This is a genomic window from Streptomyces sp. NPDC006476 (assembly GCF_040612015.1).
Classification (GTDB): domain Bacteria; phylum Actinomycetota; class Actinomycetes; order Streptomycetales; family Streptomycetaceae; genus Streptomyces; species Streptomyces griseorubiginosus_B.
Genome location: NZ_JBEXPK010000227.1, coordinates 1 through 3,187 on the forward strand (window position 1 = coordinate 1; position 3,187 = coordinate 3,187).

The following is a 3,187-nucleotide window of genomic DNA, read 5'->3' on the forward strand; positions in this document are numbered from 1 at the left end:
CGTTGGCGGTGACGCCGATCCGCCCTGGCGGCGCATCGGCTTTCCCTGCCCTGCTCCGCAGGAGTCCGTTTCCTCCCCCGCCTGAAGGCGGGAGTATCCACGGAGGAATCCCGATGAATCAGGCTCTGGCCCGTAGTCGGTGGTGACGCCGAGTAGCCGCCCTTGATCATGATCTTGTGGTGGATATCAACTTCCTTATGGGGACAGTGTTTTCGGGGCTTTCGGCGCTGGTCGTCGAGGACGTGGCGGACGGCGGCGACGCGGTGGTGGTGGTGGCGGCCCGGACCCGGGACGTGGCGGTGCCGTGTCCCCTGTGTGGGACCCCGACGGCGAGGGTGCACGGTTATCAACCGCCGAACAGTGAGGGACGTGCCGGTCGACGGCCGCCAGATCGTCGTCCACCTGCGCGTACGGCGGCTGGCCTGTCCCGCCCTGGGCTGCCGGCGGCAGACCTTCCGCGAGCAGATTCCCGGACTGCTGGAGCGCCATCAGCGCCGCACGGTGCGTCTTGTCGGGCAGATATCCCAGGTGGCGCGGGAGTTGTGCGGCCGGGCGGCCTCACGCCTGGCCGGCCTGCTGGCCGTGCCCGTTTCCCGGAGTACCGCGCTGCGCCATCTGCGGCGCCTGCCGCTGCCGCAGCAGGCCATCCCGCGGGTGATCGGTGTGGACGATTTCGCCCTGCGCCGCCGCCATCGCTACGCCACGATCATCACGGATGCCGAGACCGGCCGGCGCGTCGCGGTCCGGCCCGACCGCGAGGCGGCCACCCTGGAGGCTTGGCTGCGCGAACATCCTGGTGTCGAGATCGTGTGCCGGGACGGCTCAGCCACCTATGCCGAGGCCGTCCGCCGAGCCCTGCCCGACGCGGTGCAGGTCAGCGACCGATGGCAGTGCGCCGTGAGGCGCTGGTGCGCCGTGAGGCGCTGGTGCGCCGTGAGGCGCTGGTGCGCCGTGAGGCGCTGGTGCGCCGTGAGGCGCGGGGAATCGAAGGAGGTGCAAGACCTCCTCGCCGGGCCGTCGCAGCGGCCCGGTGGGAGCTGAGCGCAGTCCGACCCGGGAGACGCCCAGGGAGCTGTCGATTAATAACTCCTTGATCTTGGTGCGGGTTATGAGCTCGCGAGATCGTGCCCGGCGATTGCGGCAAGTTGTTGTGCCGTGGTCACTGTGAGGGCGCCGGTGGATGCGGTGTGACCGAGTGCCGTAAGTACCGGGGTTGCGTCCCAGAGGGTCGCGCCGATCCGGCTCTTGCTCAGGCCGGTCGCCTCGGCGAGCACGGCGTTCGTCATGGACCAGCGTTTCTTGAGGAGGAAGACGACGAGTTGGTCGGCGGCGGAGAGTCGCCTGCCGCCGGCGCCGGGGCCACCGTCGGGACGCTTTCCGGGAAGGAGGATCGGTGGATGTTCGGCACGCCAGGCGCGGTAGCGGGCGGCGAGGTCGTCGAAGGCAGGGGGTTCCAGGCCGGTGGCAGGGGTGCCGCAGCCAGGTGGGGAGTTTGTCGCCGGCGGCCCGTGGCTTGCGGCAGGACTTCGACGCCGTCACCGCTGGACTCACCCTGCAGTGGAGCTCGGGCAAGGTTGAGGGCAACGTCAACAGGGTGAAGCGGATCAAGTAGGGACGGATATGGCCGGGCCGGATTCGACCTCCTCCCACGCCAAATCCTCCTCGCAGGCTGAGCACTGTCACGCTCCGCCACCGCCCCACAAGAAGTGGATCAGAGCCGCTTCATATTTCCGCCGTCAACTCAGGTTGGCAACGTCCACCCAACCGCAAAGTTCACGGCCTTGCGGCAAGCCCTAAACGATCGACGTCGGGTCAAGGTGAGGTGCTGAACCAGGGCTGCGGCAGCGGTGTCGATGCCGCAGGCCAGCGTCGGCTCCTCCAGCATGCGGTGCTTCGTGGCGCCCTCTACCACTGGCACGTCGCCGGCACCAGGCCCCGTCGGATCGCGAGGTGCCCTCGCAACTCACTGGTCTCTCCCGACGATGGCCATGGGATATCACGCGTCCCCCGCCGGTTTACTCACCATCGGTACAAACGGGAAAACCTGGTGGTCTTCTGTGCCGTTTCCGCTCAGCCGCCCGCAACGAACCGTGAGTCTGGGCCTAGAGTCACCGACGGTGCCATCAGCGCAACCCTTACAACGGGCGCTGATACGGCGTGTGTTCCCGTGCGCACCAACCTCCACACTCCCCAGGAGAATGCGATGAGCATCCATGACGCGTCCCCTGGCCTCGAACGGGGCGCATGCTCAGTGCCCGTACCGTTCCGGGCACCTGGCAGTGTCGAATATCGGGTCCAGTCCGTGCCGAACGCCGCCGCGCGAATCATCCCGACAGGTGGACGGGGCATCGCCTGGGATCGACTCCGGCTATGGCATACATATGGTGATCGGTACCGACAGGCAATGACCAATGCGGCACAGGCGCTGACTCAGTCCCTGGGCCCTGCAGGCGGCATCCGCCACATCCGTGTCAACGCGCTCGCAGACCTGGCTGCCGTCCACCTGTATCTGACGGAGGAGTGGGAGAAACTCGACGAGGCGTTGTCCGGAGGGACGAGGGGGGGCCACCTGTCACTCGCCCGGTGCCTCGCCTCGGGACTGCATCGACTGGCCTCATACCGCGGTCCGGCGATGGTACGCACCAGCACGGTCGGACCGGTGATGGAGTGGTACCGCGAGAACCGGTTCGTCACGGAGCAGGGCTTCTGGACGGCCTCGGCATCTGCAGCCGCGCTACGTGAGGGCGGACCCGGCTTCGTCGTATGGTCTCTGAGCGCACGACGAACCGCGGCGGTTACCCCACACGCTCCGGAACAGGTGATTTTCCTGCCCGGCACGCGGTTCAAAGTGCTGCGGGTGATGGACGTACGACAGCCCCTCGTGCTGATGCGTGAATTGTTCCCGCAGGAGGCATCCGGGCACCCGTCTCACCCTGCCAGCGCAGAGGGATCCACGTGGCTGGACGAGAGCATCCTGGCTGATCTGGAGAGCATGACAGCTGCCGACTCGCGTGCGGCGGATCCGTTCATTCCCTCGATTGCCACTGGTCCGCGACAACGGCCCCCCGGGCTGATCGTCACGTCACGGACCGCTAGTGTCCTGCGCCAGTAGTTGATCGTTAGTAGTTGTGTGACTTCTGCTGCTGGTGCGTCAGTTCCCCGTCGGGGCCCGAAGTTGGAACCGCTG

1 protein-coding gene and 3 pseudogenes are annotated in these 3,187 nt (G+C 67.3%); 3 read left to right on the forward strand and 1 reads right to left on the reverse strand.

The window, feature by feature from the left end:
* Positions 1–206: 206 nt before the first annotated feature.
* Positions 207–888 (forward strand): annotated as a pseudogene (locus ABZZ74_RS53280) (ISL3 family transposase); the annotation flags it as partial.
* 218 nt (positions 889–1,106) lie between these two features.
* Here ABZZ74_RS53280 and ABZZ74_RS53285 read toward each other — a convergent pair.
* Positions 1,107–1,500: pseudogene (locus ABZZ74_RS53285) on the reverse strand (ISAzo13 family transposase); the annotation flags it as partial.
* A gap of 13 nt (positions 1,501–1,513) precedes the next feature.
* Here ABZZ74_RS53285 and ABZZ74_RS53290 point away from each other — a divergent pair.
* A pseudogene (locus ABZZ74_RS53290) lies at positions 1,514–1,673 on the forward strand (ISL3 family transposase); the annotation flags it as partial.
* Between the two features lie 731 nt (positions 1,674–2,404).
* A complete protein-coding gene (locus tag ABZZ74_RS53295; protein WP_356951329.1) occupies positions 2,405–3,112 on the forward strand; it encodes a hypothetical protein in 708 nt (235 codons plus the stop codon).
* Positions 3,113–3,187: the final 75 nt, after the last annotated feature.